At 69.7% G+C, this 725-nt stretch carries 1 protein-coding gene and 1 pseudogene; one reads left to right on the top strand and one right to left on the bottom strand.

Annotation, left to right across the window (positions count from 1 at the left end; translation table 11 throughout):
* The coding region (locus FK268_RS24410; protein WP_158636208.1) for a hypothetical protein at positions 1–415 on the top strand (415 nt) is incomplete at its 5' end.
* Between the two features lie 83 nt (positions 416–498).
* Here the strand turns inward: FK268_RS24410 and FK268_RS24405 are convergent.
* Positions 499–725: pseudogene (locus tag FK268_RS24405) on the bottom strand (hypothetical protein); the annotation flags it as partial.

Here is a 725-nt window from a genome sequence, read left to right as displayed (position 1 = left end):
CCGCGTCGAACTGGTCCAGCTCCGGATGGACATCGAGGCGGACAAGAGCACCCCGGAGGCGATCGCCGCGGCCCTCGAAGCCGACGAGCGGATGCGGCGCAACGGGAGGTACCCCGGCTGGAGCCTGGACCTCAATCCCACGCCCACGCTGGTCGAGGAATCGGGGATGGAGGACAAGGCGGCATACGTCACCGCGGCGATCGAGAACATGCGTCAGCGAGCCCAGGAGTACGCAGCTGAGCACGACGTCGCCCAGCAGCCCGAGCTGGTCGCCAGCGGGGGCCGTGCCCTGCCGGTGAAGGCGATACAACCGGCGCAGAACTCCCGGACCACCCGCAGAGCGACCGGGAACCGTGCCGAGCGTCCGACCGGTCCGGCTGGGCGCGAAGAGGGGGGCAGCGAGCTGGGGCGTTGACCCGCATCGCACAATGAAGAAGGACCGGGCACCATCCCACGGTGCCCGGTCCTCCTTGTTTCCCTCAGCCCTACGCAGGCCTGTTACGGTCGCGCGCGACCCAAGGTCTCGCGGACATCACCGGTCAGCGACACGGAGTAGATCCGCACCGCGTACACGCCGGCCTCGGCCCCGGTGAACGCCGCATGCGCTGCGGCCGTGCGCGCCATCCCTTCCTGCACACCCAGCTCGGTGAGGATCGCGATCGCGAAGTCCTCGGCTGCGAGCCTGCTCGCGTGCAGGCTCGCCCCGAAGTAGACGCGGTCCTTCA

The sequence above is a fragment of the Tsukamurella sputi genome (assembly GCF_007858445.1).
Classification (GTDB): domain Bacteria; phylum Actinomycetota; class Actinomycetes; order Mycobacteriales; family Mycobacteriaceae; genus Tsukamurella; species Tsukamurella sputi.
This window is presented reverse-complemented; position numbering and strand designations above follow the sequence as displayed.